The 24,539-nt window shown below is 67.4% G+C and carries 16 protein-coding genes; 12 read left to right on the top strand and 4 right to left on the bottom strand.

Annotated features, from left to right (window positions below; translation table 11 throughout):
- Positions 1–103 precede the first annotated feature (103 nt).
- The 4 genes from IAG39_RS21590 (at position 104) to phoU (ending at position 4,970) form a co-directional block, all read left to right on the top strand.
- On the top strand, positions 104–1,633 hold the full coding sequence (locus IAG39_RS21590) for an amidase (protein ID WP_118932243.1): 1,530 nt from the start codon (positions 104–106) through the stop codon (positions 1,631–1,633).
- 64 nt (positions 1,634–1,697) lie between these two features.
- Complete coding sequence (locus IAG39_RS21585; protein WP_118932244.1) at positions 1,698–3,359, top strand: isovaleryl-CoA dehydrogenase; 1,662 nt, start codon at positions 1,698–1,700, stop codon at positions 3,357–3,359.
- A 37-nt stretch (positions 3,360–3,396) separates the two neighbouring features.
- Positions 3,397–4,077, top strand: coding sequence for a ribose-5-phosphate isomerase RpiA (rpiA, locus tag IAG39_RS21580; protein ID WP_059380427.1), 681 nt, complete (start codon positions 3,397–3,399; stop codon positions 4,075–4,077).
- A 173-nt stretch (positions 4,078–4,250) separates the two neighbouring features.
- Positions 4,251–4,970: a phosphate signaling complex protein PhoU gene (gene phoU, locus IAG39_RS21575; RefSeq protein WP_054451167.1), complete on the top strand. Its 720-nt coding sequence runs from the start codon at positions 4,251–4,253 to the stop codon at positions 4,968–4,970.
- 36 nt (positions 4,971–5,006) lie between these two features.
- Here the strand turns inward: phoU and IAG39_RS21570 are convergent, their stop codons facing one another.
- From IAG39_RS21570 to argA, 3 genes are all read right to left on the bottom strand, one after another.
- Positions 5,007–6,947 (bottom strand): phosphocholine-specific phospholipase C, encoded by a 1,941-nt coding sequence (locus IAG39_RS21570; protein ID WP_118932245.1) that lies wholly within the window; start codon positions 6,945–6,947, stop codon positions 5,007–5,009.
- A 146-nt stretch (positions 6,948–7,093) separates the two neighbouring features.
- Positions 7,094–7,366 carry an oxidative damage protection protein gene (locus tag IAG39_RS21565; RefSeq protein WP_059380425.1) on the bottom strand — a complete coding sequence of 91 codons (273 nt, stop codon included), beginning with the start codon at positions 7,364–7,366 and terminating at the stop codon, positions 7,094–7,096.
- 96 nt (positions 7,367–7,462) lie between these two features.
- Positions 7,463–8,821 carry an amino-acid N-acetyltransferase gene (gene argA, locus IAG39_RS21560; protein WP_054451170.1) on the bottom strand — a complete coding sequence of 453 codons (1,359 nt, stop codon included), beginning with the start codon at positions 8,819–8,821 and terminating at the stop codon, positions 7,463–7,465.
- A gap of 216 nt (positions 8,822–9,037) precedes the next feature.
- Between argA and hrpA the strand changes: the two genes are divergently transcribed.
- The 3 genes from hrpA (at position 9,038) to IAG39_RS21545 (ending at position 16,139) form a co-directional block, all read left to right on the top strand.
- Positions 9,038–12,967, top strand: coding sequence for an ATP-dependent RNA helicase HrpA (gene hrpA, locus IAG39_RS21555; protein WP_118932246.1), 3,930 nt, complete (start codon positions 9,038–9,040; stop codon positions 12,965–12,967).
- 130 nt (positions 12,968–13,097) lie between these two features.
- Positions 13,098–14,831 carry an ABC transporter permease gene (locus IAG39_RS21550; RefSeq protein WP_059380423.1) on the top strand — a complete coding sequence of 578 codons (1,734 nt, stop codon included), beginning with the start codon at positions 13,098–13,100 and terminating at the stop codon, positions 14,829–14,831.
- Positions 14,832–14,843: 12 nt separating this feature from the next.
- Complete coding sequence (locus IAG39_RS21545) at positions 14,844–16,139, top strand: AAA-associated domain-containing protein (RefSeq protein WP_118932247.1); 1,296 nt, start codon at positions 14,844–14,846, stop codon at positions 16,137–16,139.
- 51 nt (positions 16,140–16,190) lie between these two features.
- Here IAG39_RS21545 and lpxO read toward each other — a convergent pair whose 3' ends face one another.
- Positions 16,191–17,090 carry a lipid A hydroxylase LpxO gene (lpxO, locus tag IAG39_RS21540; RefSeq protein WP_059380421.1) on the bottom strand — a complete coding sequence of 300 codons (900 nt, stop codon included), beginning with the start codon at positions 17,088–17,090 and terminating at the stop codon, positions 16,191–16,193.
- A gap of 140 nt (positions 17,091–17,230) precedes the next feature.
- On the opposite strand from lpxO, the gene dnaE reads away from it, so the two are divergent.
- Genes dnaE through IAG39_RS21515 form a run of 5 tightly spaced genes read left to right on the top strand, consistent with a single transcriptional unit; the run spans position 17,231 to position 24,525 of the window.
- On the top strand, positions 17,231–20,725 hold the full coding sequence (gene dnaE, locus IAG39_RS21535) for a DNA polymerase III subunit alpha (RefSeq protein WP_059380420.1): 3,495 nt from the start codon (positions 17,231–17,233) through the stop codon (positions 20,723–20,725).
- Positions 20,725–21,825, top strand: coding sequence for a glycosyltransferase family 4 protein (locus IAG39_RS21530; protein ID WP_059380419.1), 1,101 nt, complete (start codon positions 20,725–20,727; stop codon positions 21,823–21,825). The genes dnaE and IAG39_RS21530 overlap by 1 nt, the downstream gene beginning before the upstream one ends.
- Positions 21,822–22,670 (top strand): polysaccharide deacetylase family protein, encoded by an 849-nt coding sequence (locus tag IAG39_RS21525; RefSeq protein ID WP_118932248.1) that lies wholly within the window; start codon positions 21,822–21,824, stop codon positions 22,668–22,670. The genes IAG39_RS21530 and IAG39_RS21525 overlap by 4 nt, the downstream gene beginning before the upstream one ends.
- The gene (locus tag IAG39_RS21520; protein WP_059380417.1) at positions 22,667–23,419 is read left to right on the top strand and encodes a glycosyltransferase family 2 protein; all 753 of its coding nucleotides are present in this window, start codon (positions 22,667–22,669) and stop codon (positions 23,417–23,419) included. The genes IAG39_RS21525 and IAG39_RS21520 overlap by 4 nt, the downstream gene beginning before the upstream one ends.
- Entirely contained in the window at positions 23,416–24,525 is a 1,110-nt protein-coding gene (locus IAG39_RS21515) for a glycosyltransferase family 4 protein (protein ID WP_059380416.1), read from the top strand. Before IAG39_RS21520 ends, IAG39_RS21515 begins: the two co-directional genes overlap by 4 nt.
- Positions 24,526–24,539: the final 14 nt, after the last annotated feature.

Here is a 24,539-nt window from a genome sequence, read left to right as displayed (position 1 = left end):
GGCCGCGGCGGCATCGCAGGGGCGTGAGCTTGTTGCCCGCTGCGACTGCCGATATCCTGGCGCTAGCGGCAATCCGCCGTCAGCTACCTGGAGCATTGCAAGCATGAGCACCGCTGAACGCCATGATTCCTCCACCCTGGACGCGACGGCGCTGGGCGCCGATATCGCACAAGGGGCCACCACTGCGCTTGCTGCGATGCAGCAGGCGGTGGATCGGGTGGCGGCCCGCAATCCCTCGATCAACGCGGCCTGCGGCATGCAGGCGGAAATCGGCCTGCGCCTGGCGCAGTCGCTGGACGAGGAGCTGGGCGGCCTGTCGCAGGAACAGCGCTTGGCGCAATTGCAGAAGCGGCCGTTCCTGGGCGTGCCCACCTTGCTCAAGGATCTGGGCACCGCGGCGTTGGGCCTGCCCAGCGCCATGGGGTCGGTGCTGTATGGCCAGGTGGAATGGAACGTCGACGCCGAGATCGTCAAGCGCTACCGTCGTGCCGGCCTGATTCCGTTCGGCCGCACGACCAGCGCGGAACTGGGCCTGAGCCCCACCACCGAATCGCCGGTCTACGGACCGGCCACGCAGAATCCCTGGAAGGCGGGCCATAGCGCGGGCGGGTCCAGCGGCGGCGCGGGCGCCGCGCTGGCCAGCGGCATGGTGCGCATCGCCCATGGCAGCGACGGCGGCGGGTCCATCCGCATTCCCTCGTCCTGCTGCGGCGTGCTGGGCCTGAAACCTTCGCGCGGCCTGATGCCGCTGGGTCCGCTGAAGGGCGAAGGCTGGGGCGGCCTGGCCACCGAACACATGATGACCCTGTCGGTGCGCGACTGCGCCGCGTCGCTGGACATCAGCGCCGGCGCCGACGTGGGCGCGCCATATGCCGCGCCGGCGCTGCCGAAGGATTCCTATCGTGCCGTGGTGGCGCGCGTGGCCGCCGATCCGCAATCGGCTGCGCGGCGCCGCATCGCCTTCGTCAACACCACCTACGAGGGCGAGGCCATCCATCCTGAAGTGGCGGCCGTCGTGGACGAGGCCGCGCGCCTCTTCGCCTCGCTGGGCCATGAATTGGCGCCTGCCGCGCCGCCGGTGGGATCCGAGGAGGTGCTGTCGCCCATGCTGCCGCTGATCGCGAGCGCGGCGGCCAACGCCATCGATGCCTTCGTGGCCGCGCGCGGCCGCCGCCTGGCCGCCGACGAACTGCAGCCGACCACGCTGGGCGCGCGCGAGTACGCCCGCGCCATCTCCGGCGCGCAGTACGTGGCCTGCGTCGATACCTGCCACGAGATCACGCGCCGGGTCGGCCGCTTCCTGGAACGCGACGGCACGCAAGGCTACGACCTGTTCCTCAGCCCTGTGCTGGCGCAGCCGCCGGCGGCCATTGGCCGCTACGCCATGGACAACGCCGACTACCTGGCCTACCGTTTGGGCAAGAAGGGCGTCATCGGCTATTCGCCTTTCGCGCCTTTGGCCAATCTGACGGGCATGCCCGCCATCTCCATCCCCTTCGGCATGTCGTCCGATGGCCTGCCCATCGGCATCCAGCTGATGGGGCCGCTGGGCAGCGAGGCGCTGTTGCTGGAACTGGCAGCGCAGGTCGAAGCGCTGCGGCCCTGGGCCCTGGTGGCGCCAATGGCCAGATAGGGCGGAAGGGGCAGACCGCGCCGCGGGCGGGCGGCGCATCAGTGGACCGATCCAGGGAGCAGCCATGTCATCGTTCGCGACGCATACCGTATCCAACCAGGTGCCGCCCCTGGAGGACTACTCCTTGTACGAGACCGATCCGGCCTTGCGCGAGGCGGTGCGGCGCGAAGGCGCGCAAGCCTGGGAGCCGGAACTGGCGGCGCACGGCGCCTGGCTGGGCCGCGCGCAGACGCTGGAAGCCGGCGCGCAGGCCAACCGCTGCACGCCGCGCCTGGTCAGCTACGACCGCGGCGGCCATCGCATCGACCGCGTCGAGTTCCATCCATCCTGGAATCTGCTAATGGGCGGCATCATGGCGCGTGGCCTGCACAGCCGCGCCTGGGCCCAACCCGAGCCGGGTGCGCAGGTGGCGCGGGCCGCGGCCTATGTCATGCAGGGGCAGGTCGAGGCGGGCAGCTTGTGTCCCACCACCATGACTTTTGCCGCCATGCCGCTGTTGCAGCGCGAGCCTGCGGGCGTCGTGGACTTTGGCGGGCAGTGGCTGAACGCCTTGTATTCCCGCGAGTTCGACGGCGCCGACGCGCCGCTGGCCGCCAAGCGCTCGGCCCTGATAGGCATGGGCCTGACCGAAAAACAAGGCGGTTCTGACCTGCGCGCCGTCACCACGCGCGCCACGCCGCTGGGCGCGCCCGGACGCGGCCGCGCCTATTTGCTGGTCGGCCATAAATGGTTTTTCTCGGTGCCGCAGGCCGACGCGCATCTGGTGCTGGCGCAGACCGACGAAGGGCTCAGCTGCTTTTTCGTGCCGCGCTGGATACCGGACGGGCCGCGCAATGCCGTGCGCGTGCGCCGGCTGAAGGACAAGCTCGGCAATCGCAGCAACGCCAGCGCCGAGGTCGAATTCGAGGACGCCTGGGGCGTCATGGTGGGCGAACCGGGCCGCGGCCTGGCCGTGTTGCTGGAGATGGCCGCCACCACCCGGCTGGATTGCGTGCTGGGCAGCGCGGCGCTGCTGCGGCAGGCGCTGGTGCAGTCGGCGCATCATGCGCGCCATCGCCACGCCTTCGGCAAGCCCCTGATCGGGCAGCCGCTGATGCGCAACGTGCTGGCCGACCTGGCGCTTGAAAGCGAGGCGGCCATGATGCTGGGGCTGCGGCTGGCGCGCGCCGTGGACGAGCGCGCCGACGCCGAGGCGCGCGCCCTGGTCCGCGTGGGTACTCCCGCCGCCAAGCTTTGGGTCTGCAAGCGCGCCATCGCCGCGGTGGCCGAATGCATGGAGGTCTGGGGCGGCAACGGCTACGTGGACGACGGCCCCATGCCCCGGCTTTACCGCGAAACGCCGGTCAACTCCATCTGGGAAGGATCCGGCAATGTCATGGCGCTGGACGTGTTGCGCGCCTTGCAGCGCGAGGCCGGGGCGCTGCCCGCGCTGGAGCGCGAGTTCGCGCAGGCGGCGGGCCAGTACCAGGATTTCGACGACGCGCTGGCGCGCTGGCGGACCTTGTTGGCCGACGGCGCCCAGGCCGAGTTCCAGGCGCGCCGCATCGCCGCCGGCCTGGCGCGGCTGTGGCAGGCTGCCTTGCTGATCCAGCATGCGCCCGCGCCGGTGGCGCAGGCTTTCGTCGCCAGCCGCCTGATCGCGGGTGGCGGCGTGTTCGGCGAACTGGCCGCGGGCGCGGATGCGCAGGCCATCCTGGCGCGGGCGTGGCCCGCCGCCGCGTGCTAAATTTCCTGGCTCGACAAACCTTCCCGCATTTCTCGCCATGCTTTCCCAGCAAGAACTCAAGCAGCAAGCCGCAGACGCGGCCCTGGAATTCGTTGAACAGGTCGCAGGACCCGACGCCATCATCGGCGTAGGCACGGGCTCCACGGCTGATCTTTTCATCGACGGCCTGGCCCGTTTCAAGGGCCGGATCGGCGGCACGGTGGCCAGTTCCGAGCGCAGCGCCGCCCGGCTTGCCGGACACGGGCTGAAGGTGCTGGACCTGAACGACATCACCAGCATGCCGATCTACGTGGACGGCGCCGACGAGATCGACGCCAACCTGCACATGATCAAGGGCGGCGGCGGCGCGCTGACGCGCGAGAAGATCGTGGCTTCGGTGGCCGAGCGCTTCATCTGCATCGCCGACGAGTCCAAGCTGGTGCAGACCATGGGCAAGTTCCCGCTGCCTGTCGAAGTCATCCCGATGGCGCGCGCATCCGTGGCGCGCGCCCTGGCGGCGCTGGGCGGGCAGCCCAAGCTGCGCGAGGGATTCGTCACCGATAACGGCAACGTCATCCTGGACGTGTCCGGCCTGTCCATCACCGATGCGCCGGGCCTGGAAGCCCGGGTCAACAATCTGGCGGGCGTGGTGACCTGCGGCCTGTTCGCGATCGCGGGCGCCGACGTGGCCCTGCTGGCCACGCAAAACGGCATCCGCCGCCTGGACCGCCGCGCCTGAGTCCGCTGCCGACGCTTCCCGGCGTCGCCCCGGCCGGCCCGCCTTGTGGCGGCCGGGGTCCGTGTTCATAATCCTGTCACACTTGGGTCATAACCTTGCGGGTTGTGCAGGCCCAACTCGTAATATCCTTTTTTCAGGGCAGTGCAATGAGACCAAACACGCAGGGAGCCCGGATGTCGGAGCATACAAACAAGCAGTTCGATGCGGACCTGGAAAGTGTCCGTTCGCAGTTCCTGCAAATGGGCGGCCTGGTGGAAGCCATGATCCAGGAGGCCATCGACGCGCTCGCCAGCGGCGACATTTCGCTGGTCGAGAAAGTCCGTGAGCGGGAGAAGGAAGTCAACCGCCACGAAGTCGAAATCGACGAGAGCATCAGCCGCATCCTGGCGCGCCACCAGCCTACCGCCATCGACCTGCGCATGCTGATGGCCGTGTCCAAGATGCTGACCGACATGGAGCGTTCGGGCGATGAGGCCGAGAAGGTCGCCACCGTCGCGCGCCGCATCCATGAAGCCGAACTGCGCCATATCCCGGTGATCGAACTGCGCCACATGGCCGCCAATGTGCGCACCATGCTGCATCAGGCGCTGGACGCGTTCGCCCGCCTTGACCCCATCCAGGCCGCCGCCGTGGTGCGCAGCGACAAGGAAGTGGACAAGGAATGGAAGGGCGCGCTGCGCCACCTGATCACTTACATGATCGAAGATCCGCGCACCATTTCGCGCGCCATCGACATGATCTTCATCGCCCGCGCGCTGGAGCGCATCGGCGACCATGCCAAGAACATGTCCGAGCGCGTGATCTACATGGTCAAGGGCGCCGACGTGCGCCACACCGGCGTGAAGAACACCGAGCGCCTGGCGCGCGGCGAAGAAGAAGACACGGAAGAGTAACTACCGGATGCCCGGCGGCCCCTCGGTCGCCAGGCCTCATTCCAGGGGCAGCGACGCCCCTGCTTCCAGCCGCGGGTCCGGCACGCCGGCTTTGCCGGCGTCGATGCGGCCCGCCAGCCTGCGGCCGAAGGCCGGCATGGCGGGCGCGCTGATCTCCAGGTCGTACCATCCCTGGCAACCGCCATAGGCAAGCTCCAGCGAGCCGTCCGCCCGCACGTGCGCCATGGCGCACCAGCCGTCGCCCATGCGCGACTCCACTTTCACTGGCTGCGGTATTTCCGCGCGATTGACGAGGCGCAGGCTCAGGCCCGTCGCCGTCGCCGCCACTTGCGCTTCCAGCGTTCCGGCATCGCGCGCATCGCCGCGGAACCGCCGGTGCAGACCGTCGGGGCCCAACAGCCACAAGTCATAGGCGCCGCCTGCGTGCAGGCGCCAGCCGTCGTCCAGCCGCGCGCCCGCGCTCACGGTGTAGCGGCGCGGCGCGTATTCCAGCGCGTGGCGGTCGTAGACATGCAGCACCGCGGCCGCGGCGCCGGGGTTGCGCAGGGTCAGCCGGTAATGCCCGCCGTCGGCGGCCAGGCGCCCCTGCACGTCCAGCGCATAGGGCAGGGCGCAAGCCTGGCGCCGGCCTTTGGCGTGCGCACCGCGGGTGGCAGTGAAGTCGAAGGCCGAAGTCAGGTCGCCGGCGATCTCGCGCCGCCATGCGCTGATGTTGGGTTCAAGCACGCCGAAGCGCGCTTCCAGGAAGCGGATCACCGAAGTGTGGTCGAACACCTGGGAATTGACCCAGCCGCCGCGGCTCCAGGGCGATACCACCAACATCGGCACGCGTGGCCCCAAGCCAAACCCGCGGCCGTGCAGGCCGGCAGGGTCGTCAGGCGTGGCGGCGCTGGGGCCGTGGCGAGTATCGTGGTATTCGCCGTCCAGCTCGACCGTGGACAGGCCGCCCGACTGGCCGTCGGGCGCGCGGGCGGGTGGCGCGGGCGGCGGCATGTGGTCGAAGAAGCAGTCGTTCTCGTCGTACGTGACGAAGAACACGCAGCGGCTCCATACCTCCGGATTGCGCGTCAGGATCTCCAGCACGCGTTCCGTGTAGGCGCCGCCCCGCACGGGAGAGGAGACCTCGGGATGCTCGGAGTCGGCCGTGGGCGCGATGATCCACGACACCTGCGGCAGCGTGCCGCGGGCGACGTCGCGCGCCAGCTCGTCCAGCGTGCAGGTCGACAGGCCGCGGTCGCGCAGGGGCGCGTCGCCGGCGGCGTCGGCATGCTGCCGGCGGTATTGCTGGAAGCCGGCCAGCGGATTGTCGTGGTAGTTGTCCGCCATGTCCTGGTAGATGCGCCAGTCCACGCCGGCAAGCTGCAGGCGTTCGGGGTAGGTGGTCCAGGCGTAGCCTTCGCCGGCCGGTCCCAGGCGGTCGTAGGTGTTGACCAGGGCCGGGCCGCCGGCCTGGCCTTGCGGATCATTGGTGCCGGTCCACAGGAACAGGCGGTTGGGATTGGTGCCTGCGTGGATCGAGCAGTGATACGCGTCGCACAGGGTGAAGGCGTTTGCCAGCGCGGTCTGGAACGGTATTTCCGCGCCGCGATAGGCGCCCATGCCGAGCCGGCTCTTGGCGGACAGCCATTGATCCATGCGGCCGTCGTTCCAGGCGCGCTGCGCGTCGTCCCAGGTATGCGGCGTGATGTAGCCCACCCGCGCATCGCTGGCGTATTCCGCTTGCAGCGCATAGGGACGGACCCGGGCCGCGCCGTCGGCCTGCGTCAGCACGTCGCCCGCCAGCGTGGGCGCGGGATGCGGATCGGCGAACCCGCGCACGCCCGGCAAGGTGCCGAAATAATGGTCGAAGGACCGGTTTTCCTGCATCAGGATCACCACGTGCTGCACGTCCTGCAGCGTACCCGTGCGGCGGTCGGGCGCGATGCCGAGCGCGCGTTCGATGGGCGAGGAGGGGGACAGGCGCGATTCTTCTTTCATGACAGCGATGATACGGCCAGCAATACTTGAATCTTAAGGCCGGCGCCAAGGCGGACGCTGGCGCCGGAAATGAACAGCCCCTCGCGGGCGAGGGGCTGTATCGGGTCGGCCGCCATCTGGTGGCGGCCGGAAAGGGCGCGACCGGATCAGGCCGAGGGCGGAACGTAACCCTGGGCTTCGACGGCGCCGTCTTCGAACAGGAAGCGCTCCATCTGTTCTTTCAGGTACTTGCGCGCACGGGCGTCCGCCAGGTTCAGGCGGTTTTCATTGACCAGGCGCGTTTGGATGCCCTTCCATTCTTCCCAAGCTTCCTTGGAAATGCTCTGCCAGATCTTGGTGCCGAGTTCGCCGGGGTAGGGGGGGAAATCCAGCCCTTCGGCTTCACGCTTCAGTTTTACACAGTTGACGATACGGGCCATGGTTCGCTGCCGGAAGAAATGAGTAATCCCGCATTTTAACGGGCTTGGCGCCGTGACGGCGACTAAGCCCTGCGGACCCTGCGGGTAGCCCGGTTGTTACAGCTTCTTGATGAAGACCAGGCTGTTGCGTGAACGGTTGTAATTGTGCTGCTTTTCGCGCGGCAGGTCGGCGATGCCGCCCTGCACGAAACCGCGCTTCATGAACCAGTGCGAGGTCCGCGTCGTCAGCACGAACAGGCGCTTGGCGCCGACGGCGCGCGCGCGCGATTCCATGTGGCGCAGCAGGATCTCGCCTTCGCCCGAACCTTGCCATTCCGGATGCACGATCAGGCAGGCCATTTCGGCCATCTGTTCTTCGGGGAAACTGTGCAGGGCCGCGCAGCCGTAGATGACGCCGTCGTGCTCCAGCACGGTGAAGTTTTCCACGTCGCGCTCGACCACGCTGCGCGGGCGCGGCACCAGGGTGCCGTCCGCTTCCAGCGGTTCGATCAGGCTGAGGATGGCGCCCACGTCGTCGATGGTGGCGGCGCGCAGATCGTCCAGCGTGTCTTCCACCACCATGGTGCCCACGCCGTCGTGGGTGAAGATTTCCAGCAGCACGCTGCCGTCCAGGGCGAACGGCAGCAGGTGGGCGCGGGCCACGCCGCGTTTGACCGCCAGCGAGGCGTACTGCAGGAAGGCGTGGGTCTCTTCGTCGAGTTCGCCGCCGGCCAGCAGCGCGTCGGCATCCACGCGGGCCAGTTCGGTGTCCAGCGTGCCGTCGTCGTTCAGCACGCCCTGCGAGCTGGACAGGAAGATCAGTTTTTCAGCGCGCAGCGCCACGGCGACGCTGGTGGCCAGGTCTTCCATGGCCAGGTTGAAGGCGTCGCCGGTGGGCGAGAAGCCGAGCGGCGACAGCAGCACCACGGACGAGCCCTTCTCGATGGCGAACTTGAGCGCGTCGATGTCGATCTTGCGCACCTGGCCGGTGTGCTTGTAGTCCACCCCGTCCAGCACGCCGGTCGGGCGGGCGGTGACGAAGTTGCCGGAGATCACGCGGATATGGGCGTGCGACATGGGCGTGTTGGGCAGTCCCTGGCTGAAGGCGGCCTCGATGTCCAGGCGGATCTCGCCGGCGGCTTCCTTGGCGCATTCCAGCGCGGCGGCGTCGGTGGGCGACAGGCCGCGGTCGAATTGCTGGGTAAAGCCCTTCAGGCGCAGCTGCTCATTGACCTGCGGACGCGAGCCGTGCACCAGCACCAGGCGGATGCCCAGCGAGGACAGCAGCGACAGGTCTTGCACCAGCGCGTTCAGCGCGCCGGCCTGCACCAGTTCACCGCCGAACGCCACCACGAACGTCTTGCCTCGGAACGCATGCACATAAGGCGCCACTTCTCGGAACCATCGGACGAACTGGGCGGGTGCGAATTCTGGGGCTTCGAGGGCGGAGACGGTGTCTGGTTCCAGGTCGGGCATGATGGGTGGAAGGATTCCTGAGAGTAAGCAAAAACGCGGCGCAGTGCCGCGCCATAGCGCCGTCGGGCGACGGCGTGGCGAAATTATATGACCGTCGCGCCCCGGCGCAGGCGGAAAAGAGTGCCAATTTGGTGCCGGATTTTCCGGTTTGCGCCCGCGGCGCCAGCAGGAGAGCCGCGGAAATTTATAATGCCGGGCTAACCGGACTAATCGTACATGCCTGAATCCTCCAGCCCGCGTGCGCCCAAGGCCGCGGACGCGGCGGCTCCAGCGGCAGCGGCGGACGCGCAGAACGCGCGCCGCGCGCCGCGTCCCGAGCGGCCCATACCCGTGGTCACCTACCCCGAAGACCTGCCCGTCAGTGCGCGGCGCCAGGAGATCGCGCGCGCCATCGCCAGCCACCAGGTGGTGATCGTCAGCGGCGAAACCGGCTCGGGCAAGACCACCCAGCTGCCCAAGATCTGCCTGGAACTGGGCCGCGGCCGCCAGAAGATGATCGGCCACACCCAGCCGCGCCGCCTGGCCGCGACCTCGGTGGCCAAGCGCATCGCGGAAGAGCTGAACACGCCCATGGGCGAGGTGGTGGGCTACCAGGTGCGCTTCAACGACCGCACCGGCCCCAACGCGTCCATCAAGCTGATGACGGACGGCATCCTGCTGGCCGAGTCGCAGCGCGATCCGCTCTTGCGCCGCTACGACACCATCATCATCGACGAGGCGCACGAGCGCAGCCTGAACATCGATTTCCTGCTGGGCTACCTGAAGCAGCTGCTGCCGCGCCGCCCGGATCTGAAAATCATCATCACCTCGGCCACCATCGACGCAGAGCGCTTCGCCCGGCACTTTGCCGCGTCCGAGGACAAGCTGGCGCCCGTCATCGAGGTGTCCGGCCGGCTGTATCCCGTCGAGGTCCGCTACCGCCCCGTGCGCGAGGAACTGGCGGAAGACGAAGCCGCGCCGGCCAAGCCCGGCCGCGACCGCGAGCGCATGTCCGGCGACGAAGAGCGCGACCTGATCGACGCCATCGTGGACGCCGTGGACGAATGCGCGCGGCACGGCCCCGGTGATGTGCTGGTGTTCCTGCCCGGCGAGCGCGAGATCCGCGAATCCGCCGAGGCGCTGCGCAAGCGCCATCCGGCCGGCACCGAGGTCTTGCCGCTGTACGCGCGCCTGTCGCAGGCCGAGCAGGAGCAGATCTTTCATCCGCGCACCAATGCGCGGCGCATCGTGCTGGCCACCAACGTGGCGGAAACCTCGCTGACCGTGCCGGGCATCCGCTTCGTGGTCGACAGCGGGCTGGCGCGCATCAAGCGCTATTCCTGGCGCAACAAGGTCGAGCAGCTGCGCATCGAGCCGATCAGCCGCGCCTCGGCCAACCAGCGCGCCGGCCGTTGCGGCCGGGTGGGGCCGGGCGTCTGCATCCGGCTCTACGACGAGCTGGACTTCAACAACCGGGCGCCGTTCACGGATCCGGAAGTGCTGCGCTCGTCGCTGGCCTCGGTCATCCTGCGGATGAAGTCGCTGAAGCTGGACGACATCGAGCAGTTCCCCTTCGTCGAGGCGCCGCCGGGCCGCGCGGTGGCCGACGGCTACCACCTGCTGCAGGAGCTGGGCGCGATCGAACTGGCGTCGGCCTCGGACGACGACACGGATGCTTCGCGCACCGGCTCGTCCTTCGTGCTGACGCGCACGGGCCACGAACTGGCCAAGCTGCCGGTGGACCCGCGCATCGGCCGCATGATCCTGGCCGCGCGTGAACACCAGTGCCTGGCCGAGATGCTGATCATTGCCTCGGCCCTGTCGGTGCAGGACGCGCGCGACCGGCCCATGCAGGAGCGCGAGGCCGCCGAGGCGGCGCACGCCAAGTTCGCCGACGACAAGTCCGAGTTCATCTCCTTCCTGAAGCTGTGGCGCTGGTATGGCGAGCAGGTGCAGCACAAGGCCTCGCAGCGCAAGCTGGTGGCCCTGCTGCGCCAGAATTTCCTGTCGCCAATCCGGCTGCGCGAATGGCACGACGTGCACACCCAGCTGGCCGCGCTGGTCGGTGAGCAGGGCTGGCGCCTGAACCAGACCGAGGCCACCTACGAGCAGCTGCACATGGCGCTGCTGTCGGGCCTGTTGGGCAATATCGGCTTCAAGAGCGACGAAGGCGGCCACTACCAGGGCGCGCGCGAGATCCGTTTCCATATCCACCCGGGTTCGCGGCTGGTGAAAAAGGCGGGGCGCTGGATCGTGGCGGCCGAACTGGTCGAGACCACCCGCCTGTACGCGCGCTGCGTGGCGCGCATCGATCCGGTGTGGCTGGAAAAGGTCGGCGCGCATCTGATCCGCAAGAACTGGTCCGATCCGCGATGGGAAAAGAAGGCCGGGCAAGTGGTGGCCAATGAACGGGCCACGCTGTACGGGCTGACCATTTACACCGGCCGGCGCATTCAGTACGGCCGGGTCAATCCGACCCAGGCGCGCGAGCTGTTCATCCGCCAGGCTTTGGTGCCGGGCGAGATCGACACGCGGCTGGCTTTCGTGGCGCACAACCGCAAGCTGATCGCGGGCATCGAAAAGCTGGAACATCAGACCCGCCGCCCGGACATCCTGGTCGACGACGAGCTGATCCACGCCTTCTACGACCGCCAGCTGCCGGCCGACATTTCGCAGACGGCGACGCTGGAAAAGTGGGTGTCGGGGCTGGACAAGGCGGCCGCCGCCAAGCTGCTGCTGACGCGCGACGAGCTGATGCGCCACGAAGCCGCGGGCGTCACGACCGACGTCTTCCCCAAGAAGGTGGAATGGCAGGGCGTGTCGATGGCGCTGGATTACCACTTCGAACCGGGTTCGCCGCGCGACGGCGTGACCCTGTCGGTGCCGCTGTTCGCGCTCAATCAGATCGATCCGGCGCGCTGCGAATGGCTGGTGCCTGGCATGCTCAAGGAAAAGGTGCACCTGCTCTTGAAGTCGCTGCCGCAGAAGCTGCGCCGCCATTGCGTGCCGCTGCCGGATTACGCCGCGGGCTTCTACGACCGCTGGTTCGAACGCCAGGCCGATCCCCAGCAGGGGCTGGTGGAGGCGATCATCGCCGACATGTGGGACCAGGTGCAGATCCGCCCCGCCGCGGCGGACTTCAAGCTGGAGACCCTGCCAGCCCACCTGTTCATGAATTTCCGGGTAGTGGACGAGCACGGCCGCATGCTGGCGGCGGGACGCAACCTGGCGCAGCTGCGCGCCGAATTCGGCAAGCAGGCGCAGGCCACGTTCCAGCAGTTGGCGGCCAGCGACACCCAGGTGGCCCAGGCGCTGGCGCACGAGAACCTGACTGCCTGGTCTTTCGGCCCCTTGCCGGAGATCATGGAGATCAAGCGGCGCGGGCAGTCGGTGATCGGCTATCCGGCGCTGGTGGACCGCGGCGCGCATTGCGACCTGGACGTGTTCGACGATCCGGACGAAGCGCGCAAGCACCATCGCGCGGGCTTGCTCAGGCTGTTCCGGCTGGGGCTGCGCGAACAGGTGAAATTCCTGGAAAAGAACCTGGCGGATCTGACCAAGATCAGCATGCTCTACATGACGCTGGGGACGCAGGAAGAGCTGCGCGACCAGATCATCGATTGCGCGCTGGGGCAGGCCTGCCTGGCCGACCCCTGGCCGGTCAACGAGCAGCAGTTCGAAGCCCGGCGGGCCGAGGGCAAGGGCCGGCTGGGCCTCCTGGCGCAGGAAGTGGCGCGCTTGGCGGGGGCGGTGCTGACGGAGTGGGCCGCGGTGCAGCGCAAGCTGCCGCAGGCCAAGCCGCACGCTTCGGCCTATGCGGACCTGCAGGCCCAGTTGGGGGCGCTGATGCCGAAGTGGTTCATCCGCGACACCCCGTACGCCCAGCTGGCGCATTTCCCGCGCTACCTGAAGGCGGTGCTGGCGCGCATCGACAAGCTGCGCGCCGATCCGGCGCGCGACGCCAAGCTGGTGGCAGAGATGGCGCCGCTGCTGACGCAGTACCAGCGGGCCAGATCCGCGCTGAAGGGGGCGCCCGACCCCCGCCTGGACGAGTTCCGCTGGCTGCTGGAGGAACTGCGCGTGGCGCTGTTCGCGCAGGAGCTGCGCACGCCCATGCCGGTCTCGGTGAAGCGGCTGATGAAAAGCTGGGAATCCCTGAAGCGTTGACCGCGGCGGGACGGCGGGAGCCGTCCCGTATTACTGCAAGATTTCAGGTCGTTTTCCGTTCAGAGACGCGTCATCTGGTTATGCTTCAATGCGCGGGCCTTCCCTCGCCGCTCCCAGGAGCATAGCCGCCATGTTCGAGCTCTTCAGCACGCGTACCCGCCCGGGCGCGTCGTCCCGGTCGACCCCGAACCGCTGGGACTGGGCTTTGCTGCCCCTGGTGCTGGCCGTGCTGGCGCTGATGGCCTATGGCGCCTCCCAGATGAGCCGCCCCTTCGCCGTCGGGGAAGATCTCCCGATCTCGCTGGACCCGGTCTACCTGCCGTATTACCTGTTGCGCACCATCCTGCGGATGTTCACGGCGCTGGCCTTCTCGCTGCTGTTCAGCTTCGTCTTCGCCGCCATCGCCGCCAAGTACCGGGCGGCGGAGAAGGCGATGATTCCGATGCTGGACATACTGCAATCCGTCCCCATCCTGGGCTTCCAGGCCATCGCGATCGCGCCGTTCATCGCCCTGTTCCCGGGCAATCTGCTTGGGGTCGAATGCGCGGCCATCTTTGCCATCTTCACCTCCCAGGCCTGGAACATGGCGTTCAGCCTGTACCAATCCATGCGCACGGTGCCCTCCGAGTTGAGCGAGGCGGCGCGCATTTTCCGCTTGTCCGGCTGGCAGCGGTTCTGGCGGCTGGAGCTGCCATACGCCACGCCCGGCCTGCTTTGGAACATGATGATGTCGATGTCCGGCGGCTGGTTCTTCCTGGTTGCCGCCGAGGCCATTTCGGTGGCGGGGCAGGACATCAAGCTGCCCGGCATCGGTTCCTATATCGCGGTGGCGATCGACGCGGAAAACGGCCGCGCCATCGCCTGGGCCATCGGCGCCATGATGGCGGGCATCCTGCTGTACGACCAGCTGTTCTTCCGGCCGCTGCTGGCCTGGGCCGACAAGTTCCGCTTCGAGGAGTCGCAGGGCGATGCCGCCCAGCAGTCCTGGCTGCTGGACTGGACCCGCCGCAGCCGCTGGATGAAGGCGCTGTCCAACGCCTTTTGGGCGCGCATGCGGCGCGCGCTGGGCTGGTTCAGCGTGCCGTACGACGGCACCTCGATCCGCGCCCGCGCCAAGACGCCCGATCCGCGCTGGACGCGGGCCTGGGATGCGCTGCTGGCGGCCGGCGCGCTGCTGGCCACGTACAAACTGGTGCGCTTCGTCCACGAGGACGTGGGCTGGGGCGAAGTGCTGCACGTGCTCGGGCTGGGGGGCATCACCCTGGTGCGCGTCATGCTGCTGATCACGCTGGCCTCGGCGGTCTGGGTGCCGATCGCCGTCTGGATCGGGCTGCGGCCCAAATACTCGCAGCGGGTCCAGGCGGTGGCGCAGTTCCTGGCCGCCTTTCCGGTGAACCTGCTGTTTCCGGCGGTGGTGTTCGTGATGGTGGCGTTGAAGCTCAACCCCAACATTTGGCTGAGTCCGCTGATCATCTTCGGCACCCAGTGGTACATCCTGTTCAATGTGGTGGCGGGGGCCTCGACCATCCCCAACGAACTGCGGTTGGCGGCGGGCAACCTGGGGCTCAAGGGCTGGCTGTTGTGGCGCCGGGTCTACCTGCCCGCGGTCTTTCCCAGCTTCATCACGGGAGCCATCACCGCCAGCGGCGGCTCCTGGAACGCCAGCATCGTGGCCGAGTACGTGACCTGGGGCAATACCTCGCTGGTCGCGGATGGCCTGGGCAGCTACATCAAACAGATGACGGAGCTGGGCGATTTCCACCGCATCGCGCTGGGCATCGGCGTCATGAGCATTTTCGTGATGCTGTTGAACCGCTTTTTCTGGCGCAAACTGTATTTGCTGGCCGAAGACCGCGGCCGCTAGGAGTCTCTCGTCATGGGTCCCATTTCCCTGATCGATCTGCATGACGTCGGCAAGTCCTTCCGGGCCGCCGACGGCACCCAGCGGCATGTGCTGGAACACGTGGACTTCGCGCTGAAAGAGGGCGAAATCGTCGCCCTGCTGGGCAAGTCCGGTTCGGGCAAGTCCACCCTGCTGCGCATCATGGCGGGCCTGGTCAACGCCGACCAGGGCACGGTCACCTACCGCGGCCAGCCGGTGTACGGCCCGGCCTCGGGCATCGCCATGGTGTTCCAGTCGTTCGCGCTGTTTCCCTGGCTGACTGCGCAGCAGAACGTCGAGCTGGGCCTGGAGGCCCAGGGCGTGGCGCCGGCCGAGCGCGCCAGGCGCGCGGACGCGGTGCTGGACCTGATGGGCCTGGGCGGTTTCGGCGGCGCCCTGCCGCGCGAGCTTTCCGGCGGCATGCGGCAGCGGGTCGGCATCGCCCGCGCCCTGGTCATGAATCCCGACGTGCTGCTGATGGACGAGGCATTCTCGGCGCTGGACGTCCTGACCGGCGAGACGCTGCGCGACGACATGCTGGAGTTGTGGGAGGAAAGCCGCATTTCCACCAAGGGCATCCTGATCGTGTCGCACAACATCGAGGAAGCCGTGATGATGGCCGACCGCATCATCGTGTTTTCCAGCGACCCGGGACGTATCCGCAGCCAGGTCATGGTGGGCCTGCCGCGGCCGCGCGACGTGGATTCGGCGCCGGTGCGCGCGCTGATCGACGAGGTCTATGCGCTGATGACCATGCGGCCCGCGCACGACGTGCCGACGCCCTTGCAGCAAGGCCTGGGCTACCGTTTCCCGCAAACCGAAGTCGAGCGCATGGAAGGCGTGCTGGACGTGTTGGCGGAAGCGCCGTTCAACGGCCGGGCCGACCTGCCCAAGTTGGCCGAGGAGGCCGAGATCTCGGACGACGACCTGCTGCCGGCCTGCGAAGCGCTGGGCCTGTTCGGTTTAGCCCGGATCGACCGCGGCGACATCTTCCTGACGCCGCTGGGCCAGCGCTATGTGCTGGCCGAGCAGGCCCAGAAGCAAGCGATTTTCGGGCGCCAGCTGCTGGCGCACGTGCCGTTGGCCGCGCATATCCGCCACAGCCTGGAACAGGAGCCCACCGGCGCGCTGCCCGAAAAAGACTTCCTGGACTCGCTGGAAGAATTCCTCAAGCCCGACGAGGCGGAACGGGTGCTGAAGATCGCGGTGGAGTGGGGGCGCTACGGCGAGATCTATGGCTATGACTACCATACCGGGCTGCTGACGCTGCCCGCGCCCGACCCCGTCTGAGGGGCCGCCGCGCAAGAAAGCAGGGCGCCCGGGCCTGCCGGGCGCCGTTGGCTACAGGGCCAGGAATCCCGCGACGACCAGAATGATCAGGCCGTACTTGGTGGCCTTGTAGACCTTGCGGTTCCAGGCCTTGAAGGCCTTGCGCTTCTGGTCGATGACCCAGTGGGCGTGGGTCAGCTTGTTGATCGCGCCGGTCTGGTCGCCGCCGTCGTTGGGCGAACTGGCGGCGGACATCACGACGCGGCCGAACCAGCGGTTGAAGGCTTCGGCCCAGCGCCACTTCAGCGGGCGCTCCACGTCGCAGAACAGGATGATGCGGTTCTGGTCGGTGTGGTTGTAGGCTTCGTGCACGTAGGTTTCGTCGAACACCACGCTTTCGCCGTCGCGCCAGCTGTAATGTTCGCCGTCGACGATGATGTGGCAGCCGTCATCGTTGGGGGTGACCAGGCCCAGGTGGTAGCGCAGAGACCCGGCGAACGGGTCGCGGTGGGGGTTCAGCTGGCCGCCGGGCGGGAGTTCGGCGAACATCGCGGCCTTGACCTTGGGCAGGGTCTTCAGGATGGCGACGGTCTTGGGGCAGAGTTCCTCGGCGGACGGGTGGCGCGCGTCATACCACTTCAGGTAGAAACGCTTCCAGCCGTACTTGAAGAAGGAATTGAAGCCGATGTCGTTATGGGTGTCGGCGGCCTTGATGCGGCGCAGCTCGGCCATCTGCATCGCCTCTTCGCGGATCGTCTCCCAGTTGTCGTCCAGCACCTTGAGTTCGGCGATTTCGCTGGTCGTCAGGTAGGGCGTGGTCGGAACCCGCGAGGTCAGCACCATGAAGGCGTTGACGGGGGCGAGCAGCACTGAATGGTCCAGCAATTGGCGGCCCAGCGGCAGCTTGACGCGGCCGCGGAAGTGCGCAAACAGGATGGCGCTCAGCCAGATCCCGGGAATTAGCCATTTCATAGGTGAATCTCGTGCGTAAATCTCATGTCAACAATGGAGGATGACGTGCAACGTGTATTGTTACACAGGCGCCCGCGTAGTCCTTTGCGCAACCGCATGGGCCTCGGCTTGGACCGCGTTGACTAGGTACAATTCCCTTTATGTCCGAAGAAGCCGTAACAACCCCGTCCCCATTTGTTCACCTGCGCGTACACTCCGAATTTTCGGTCGTGGACGGCATCGTGCGCATCCCCGACCTCATCAAGCGCGTGGCCAAGCTGGGCCAGCCCGCCGTCGCCTTGACGGATCTGTCGAACCTGTTCGGCCTGATCAAGTTCTACAAGGGCGCGCGCGGCGCCGGCATCAAGCCGATTGCCGGCTGCGATGTCTGGCTGTCCAACGACGACGACCCCGCCAAGCCTTTCCGCCTGCTGCTGCTGGTGCGCAACCACCAGGGCTACCTCAATCTCTGCGAACTGCTGACCAAAGCCTTCCTGACGAACCAGGGCAAGGGCCGCGCCGAGATCCGCCGCGAATGGCTGCAGGGGCAGGAGGGCCTGATCGCCCTGTCGGGCGGGCGCGGCGGCGATGTGGGCCAGGCGCTGGACGCGGGCAACGCCGTGTCGGCGCTGGCGCTGGCGCGCCAGTGGGCGCACCTGTTCCCGGGCAGCTACTACATCGAGTTGCAGCGCGCCGGCATGGACGGCGACGAAGCCTACACCCAGGCCGCCATGCGCCTGGCCAGCGAGGCCGGCTTGCCGGTGGTGGCGACGCATCCGGTGCAGTTCCTGGACGAGTTCGAATTCCAGGCGCACGAGGCCCGCGTCTGCATCGCCGAAGGCGAAATCCTGGCCAACCCGCGCCGCGTGCGCCGGTTCAGCAAGGAGCAATACCTGCTCAGCTCCGAGGAAATGGCCCGGCGCTTCGCCGACGTGCCCTCGGCGCTGGCCAACACGGTGGAAATCGCCAAGCGCTGCAACCTCAGCCTGGTGCTGGGCAAGCCGCGCCTGCCCAACTTCCCCACGCCGGACGGCGTGAGCCTGGACGACTACCTGGTCCAGCTGTCGGAAGAGGGCCTGGAAAAGCGCATGGAGTTCCTGTTCCCGGACGAGGCCGAACGCGCCTCCAAGCGCGAGCAGTACTACGAACGCCTGCGCTGGGAATGCAAGACCATCATCCAGATGGGCTTCCCCGGCTACTTCCTGATCGTGCAGGACTTCATCAACTGGGGCAAGAACAACGGCGTGCCGGTGGGGCCGGGCCGGGGTTCCGGCGCGGGCTCGCTGGTGGCCTATGCCCTGGGCATTACCGACCTGGATCCGATCCGCTACGACTTGCTGTTCGAGCGCTTCCTGAATCCCGAGCGGGTTTCCATGCCCGACTTCGATATCGACTTCTGCCAGGACAACCGCGAACGGGTCATCGACTACGTCAAGGAAAAGTACGGCCGCGCCGCCGTGAGCCAGATCGCCACCTTCGGCACGCTGGGTGCCAAGGCCGTGGTGCGCGACGCCGGCCGCGTGCTGGACATGCCCTATATGTTCTGCGACGGCCTGTCCAAGCTGATCCCGTTCAATCCGATGGATCCCTGGTCGCTCGAACGCACCCTGAAGGACGAGCCTGCCTTCAAGGACCGCTACGAACAGGAAGAGGAAGTGCGCGCGCTGGTGGACCTGGCGCAGCCGCTGGAAGGCCTGACCCGCAACATCGGCATGCACGCCGGCGGCGTGCTGATTGCGCCGGGCAAGCTGACGGACTTCTGCCCGCTGTATTGCCAGCCCGGCCAGGAAAACAGCGCGGTTTCGCAGTTCGACAAGGACGACGTCGAGGCCGCCGGCCTGGTGAAGTTCGACTTCCTGGGCCTGCGCAACCTGACGATCCTGGACTGGGCCGTGCGCTACGTGCGCCAGTTCAACGAGGACAAGCGCGACTTCGACGTCATGGCCCTGGCGCTGGACGATCCGGCCGCCTATAAGATCCTGTGCGACGCCAACACGACCGCCGTGTTCCAGCTGGAATCGCGCGGCATGAAGGAACTGCTGAAGAAGCTGCGGCCCAACACCTTCGAAGACATCATCGCCATGCTGGCCCTGTACCGTCCGGGGCCGCTGGAATCGGGCATGGTGGACGACTTCGTCAACCGCAAGCACGGCCGCGCCGCGGTGGATTATTTCCACGACGACCTGGAGAACACCCTCAAGAGCACCTACGGGGTCATCGTCTACCAGGAACAGGTGATGCTGATCTCGCAGATCATCGGCGGCTATTCGCTGGGCGGCGCCGACCTGCTGCGCCGTGCCATGGGCAAGAAAAAGCCCGAGGAAATGGCCAAGCACCGGGAACTGTTCGAGCAGGGCGCCAAGGAAAAGGGCCACGATCCGGACCTGGCGGTCAAGCTGTTCGACCTGATGGAGAAGTTCGCGGGCTACGGCTTCAACAAGTCGCACTCGGCCGCGTACGCGCTGATCTCTTACCAGACGGCATGGCTCAAGGCCTACCATCCGACCGAGTTCCTGGCCGCGACCATGTCCTCGGACATGGACGACACCGATAAGGTCCAGATCTTCTGCCGCGACGCCCAGGATAACGGCGTCGAGGTGCTGCCGCCCGACGTCAATTTCTCGGGCTACCGCTTCGAGCCGGTCGCCGACAAGCACACCAAGAACGGCAAGCCGCCGCGCACCATGCGCTACGGCCTGGGGGCGGTCAAGGGCACGGGGCAGGGCGCGGTCGAGGACATCCTGCGCGCGCGCAAGGAAGGCGGCCCGTTCCAGAACCTGTTCGACTTCTGCCGCCGCGTCAGCAAGCAGGCGGTCAACCGCCGTACCATCGAAGCCCTGATCAAGGCCGGCGCCTTCGACACCATCGAGCCCAACCGGGCGGCGATGCTGGCTTCGGTGCCCACCGCCATGGAAGCCGCCGAGCAGGCGGCCCGCAGCGCCAACCAGGCCTCGCTGTTCGGCGACGACAGCGGCGACGTGGTGGCGGGCGAACTCGCCAAGGTCGCACCCTGGGATCTGCACAAGAAGCTGACCGAAGAAAAGTCCGCGCTGGGCTATTACTACAGCGGCCACCTGTTCGACGCCTGGCGCGACGAAGTGCGCCGTATCGTGCCCATGCAGCTGGTGCGGGTCGAACCGCAGCGCGACCTGCAATGGATGTGCGGCGTGCTGGCCAGCGTGCGCGTCATGATGACCCGCCGCGGCAAGATGGTCTTCGCGGTGCTGGACGACGGCACCGCGCAGGTCGAAATCTCGGTCTTCAACGAGCTCTACGAAAAGCACCGCAACCGCCTGCGCGAAGACCAGCTGGTGATCGTCCAGGGCAAGGTCAGCAATGACGACTACTCCGGCGGCATGCGCATCGTAGCCGAGCAGCTCTACGACCTGCAGCTGGCGCGCGAAGCCCGCGCCAAGTCCCTGCGCGTCAAGCTCAACGGCAGCGCCGACGCGGCGCGCCTGCGGCAGATGCTGAATCCGTTCCGGGCCGAACCCGAGAACGGCATTCCAGGAGTGCCGGTCGATATCGTCTATACCAAGAACAATTTCCTGTGCACCGTCCGCCTGGGCGAAGAGTGGCGCGTCCGCATGGCCGACACGCTGCTCGCCAACTTGAATGAATGGACCAAACCCGATGGCGTGGAGGTCACGTATTGATGCCTAGCCTGCGTATCGTTCACTCGGAAGCCGCAACCAGCTTCGGCGGCCAGGAAGGCCGGATCTTCAAGGAGATGACCGCCATGCGCGCGCGCGGCCATCACATGGAAGCCATCTGCCAACCCAAGGCGCAATTGGCCGAACGTCTGTCGGACGCCGGTTTTCCCGTGCACACCCTGGAAATGGATGGCGCGGTGAATTACCTGAAGGGCATCGCCACCATCCGCGGCATCCTGCGCGAAGGCCGCTTCGACGTGCTCAATACCCACAGCCGGCGCGATACGGTCATCGCGGCCGCCGCCGGCCGGCTGGCGGGGACGCCGCTCATCGTGCGGACCCGGCACCTGTCGAACAAGGTGGGATCGCTATGGTCCTACACCTGTCTGCCGCACAGGGTCACGACGGTCAGTGATCATGTGCGACAACACCTCATCGACCGTGGCGTGCCTGCTGGCAAGGTAGCCACCGTCTATTCCCCCATCGTGCTGCCGCCGCCCGTGGAACGCTCCACGCTGCGGGCAGAACTCGGCCTGGCCGATGACGACATCGTGGTCGGCTGCGTGGCCGTCATGCGCGCCACCAAGGGCCACAAGGACCTGATCGACGCGATCGCGCCGCTGATGGCCAGCCGGCCCAAGCTGCATCTGGTGTTCGTCGGCGGCGGTTCGCCGGTGTTCGAGCAGACCCAGGCCTATGTGGCCGAACTGGGGCTGCAGGACCGCATCCACCTGATGGGCATGCGGCGCGACGTGCCCAATCTGCTGGCGGGTTTCGATCTGTTCGCCCTGGCCACGCAGCAGGAAGCGTCCGGCACCGTCTACGTCGAGGCGCAGGCCAGCGGCCTGCCCGTGATCGGCACGGACGTCGGCGGCGTGTCCGAAATGTTCCGCGACGGCGAAACCGGCATCCTGGTGCCGCCCAAGGACCCCGAGGCGCTCACGGCCGCCCTTGTGCGCCTGATCGACGACGCTGATCTGCGGCGGCGCATGGGCGAGGCCGGCCGCAAGATGGTCTGGGACGAGGGCGTGTTCTCGCCCGCCCGCCTGGCGGAAACCACCGAAGCCGTCTATGCCAAATGGCTGGCGGAGCGCGCGGGATGAACGCGCCCAACGTTCCGGTGCTGATGTATCACCACGTCACGCCGGCTGGCGGCATGATCGCCGCCACGCCCGACGTGTTCGAGGCGCAGATCTCGCGCCTGGCCCGCGCCGGCTACCAGTCCTTGTCCGCCGATCAGTTCGCGGCCTACCTGGCCGGCGGCGCCGCGCCCGAGCGCTCGGTGCTGATCACCTTCGACGATGGCTACCTGAACAACTGGGTGCATGCGCACCCGGTGCTGGCGCGCCACGGCATGCGCGCGGTGCTGTTCACCATCACCGGCTGGATCGGCGACGGGCCGGTGCGCCCGCATGCGGGCCAGGCCGGTCCCTTGCCCGCCACGCCCGACCACGACGCCTGCAAGCAGCTGGTGGCCGCGGGCCGGACCGACGAGGCCATGCTGCGCTGGAGCGAGATCGAGGCGATGCAGGCGGCGGGCACCTTTGAGTTTCATTCCCACACGCACTCCCATACCCGCTGGGACAAGGTCTGCGGCGCCGATGTCGACGCCAAGCGCGGCCATATTGCCCAGGAATTGCAGGAGTCCCGCGACACGCTGACGCGCCGCCTCGGCTCCGTCAGCGACCACCTCTGCTGGCCGCAAGGCTATTTCGACGCGGACTACGTGGCCGCGGCGCGGGCCGCCGGATTCCGGCACTTGTACACTACCGACCCTTTCGGCCAGAACACCCCCGGCGCGGATCCCGAACACATCTATCGTTTCGCGGTGCGCAACCAGGGCGGATCCTGGCTGAACCGGCGCATCTGGCTGTCGCGCGATCCCTTCTGGGGGCCGCGCTTTCATGCCTGGAAGGCCTGGAAAAAGCGTCTCAGGAATCGCGGATGAAGCTATCTGTCATCATCATTACCAAGAACGAGGTGGAGAACATCGCCGCCTGCATCAAGTCCGTGGCCTTCGCCGATGAATTCATCGTGGTGGACTCGGGCAGCACCGACGGCACCGTCGAAGTCGCGCGCGCCCTGGGCGCCCGGGTGGAAGTGACCCCGGACTGGCCCGGCTTCGGACCGCAAAAGAACCGCGCGCTGGACCTGGCGACGGGCGACTGGGTGCTGTCGATCGATGCCGACGAGCGCGTCACGCCGGAACTGGCCCAGGAAATCCAGGAAGCGCTGCGCGCGCCGCGCGCCGACGCCTACGAAATCGCGCGCCTGTCGAATTTCTGCGGCCGCGACATTCGCCACAGCGGCTGGTGGCCCGATTACGTGCTGCGCCTGTTCAAGCGCGGCACGGCGCGGTTCAACGACGTGGCCGTGCATGAGCGCGTGGTGCCGGCCAATGGCAAGCCGCTGCAGATGCGCGGCTACTTCCACCACTATCCCTACGACAACCTGGACGCGCTGATCACCAAGGTCAACCGCTACTCGTCCGACGCGGCCGCCATGATGTACGCCAAGGGCCGGCGCACCTCGATCTTCGGCGCGCTGGGCCACGGCTTCTGGACCTTTGTGCGGATCTACCTGATCCGGCGCGGCTTCCTGGACGGCAAGCACGGTCTGGTGCTGGCCGTGGTCGCCTCGGCCGGCAGCTTCTTCCGCTATTCGAAGCTGATGTTCCTGGCCGAGAAGAAGAAGTGAAGATCCTCTACACCAACTTCCACGCCGGCAACGGCGGCGGGCACGTCACCTACATCATCAATCTGGCCAAGGCCCTGTCCAAGGACCACCAGATCACGATCGCGGCGCCGGCCACCAGCCGCCTGTACCGTTACGCCAAGGCGATTCCGGGCGTGGCGGTGGAGGACATGCAGTACACGACGCGGCCCTCGTCCTGGTTCAAGGACCGTGCGCAACTGCGCCGCCTGATCAAGGCCGGCGGCTTCGACATCATCCATGCCAACGGCTCGGCCGACCACAAGCAGGTCATGCTGGCGACGCTGGGCATGCGCCACCGCCCGCGCATCGTTTTCACCAAGCACAACGACCATCCGCTGGCGAGCTTCGGCCACAAGTTGCGGGTGGCGCTGGCCACCGACCATGCCATCGCGGTCAGCGACTACGTCCATGGCCTGATGCAGCAGTCGCCCTACGGCAAGCGTCCCATCACCACCATCCGTCACGGCATCGACACCAATTTCTTCGCGCCGCCGCCGCCGGAAAGCCTGGACAAGCTGCGCGCCATCTTCTTCGGACCCGACTGGCACGGCAAGCTGCTGCTGGGCAGCGCCGGCGGCACAGACTACGACAAGGGCTGGCTGGACCTGGTGGCCGCGGTCGCCGCGTTGCCGCCGGAAGACCGCAAGCGCGTGCTGCTGATGGTGGCGGGCGACCCGCCCAACGAGGCCAAGCTCGCCCGGGTGCGCGAGTTGGGCATGATCGACCAGGTCCGCTTCCCAGGCTTGCTCGATGACGTGCGGGCGGCGCTGGCGTCCTGCCATGCGGGTTTCGTGCTGTCCTACCGCGAAGCCCTGTCGTTCGCCTGCCGCGAGATCATGGGGTTGGGGCTGCCCGCCTTGGTCAGCGACGCGGGCGGGCTGCCGGAGAATGTCACCGATGGGGTCGATGGCTGGATCGTGCCCGCGCGCGACGTGCCCGCCATCACGGCCAAGCTGCGTTTCATGCTGGACCATCCCGACGCCGTGCGCGCCATGGGCGTCCAGGCACGGGCAACCAGCCTGCGGGACTTCAATCTGGAACGTTTCGCCGCCGCCACACTGGACGTATACCGACGCACGCTGGGATAGGGCCAGGCTTTATA

Origin of the sequence: Achromobacter xylosoxidans (assembly GCF_014490035.1) — a bacterium.
GTDB lineage: Bacteria > Pseudomonadota > Gammaproteobacteria > Burkholderiales > Burkholderiaceae_B > Achromobacter > Achromobacter bronchisepticus_A.
This window is presented reverse-complemented; position numbering and strand designations above follow the sequence as displayed.